Annotated in this window: 1 protein-coding gene; it reads right to left on the bottom strand. The window is 56.3% G+C overall.

The annotated features are described in order from the left end of the window. On the bottom strand, positions 1-527 hold a 527-nt coding region (locus A3730_RS11560; RefSeq protein WP_197477447.1), incomplete at its 3' end, for a hypothetical protein. Positions 528-535 lie beyond the last annotated feature (8 nt).

Raw genomic sequence — 535 nt, 5'->3', positions numbered from 1 at the left:
GCGAAATGCGCTTCGGCCTCTTCTTCTGTTACCAGGGTTTCACCGATCGCCGTTTGCGCCTCGGTTTCAAAAGCGCCGGCAGGCTGATTCACCTCTACATCCTTGCCAACAAAGCTATCAAGCGTTTGCTGACTAATGGTGATGCCGTTGTCAGGATTACCGTCGTCATCCAGGGTCTGAAGCAACCGCAGTACATTGGTTACCACATCCGCATCGTTACCTTCGGCCATATCCGCCGGCGTGACACGCCCGGTTGCCGTTACGGCTGGCAGTTCGGTATCGCCAATGCTAAAGATGACGGTATCACCCTCAACATAATTGTATTCCCCCAGAGCCGTGGTCGTTCCGCTCTTGTTCCCTGGGGACGTCTGATAGCTGATACCCGCGACCGCGCTATCGGTGAATACCCCTGTCTCCGTCTTTGCGGAAGGCTCTGGCGCCTTACCACCACCGGACGAGGAGCCCCCGCCCCCACAGGCAGTGAGCATTACCGCCAGCGCCAATGATCCATACTTGAATGTTTTCATGTTCCCTC

The sequence above is a fragment of the Alcanivorax sp. HI0044 genome, assembly GCF_001634945.1.
The sequence above is the reverse complement of the archived record's forward strand: the minus strand, read 5'-3'. Positions and strand labels throughout refer to the sequence as shown.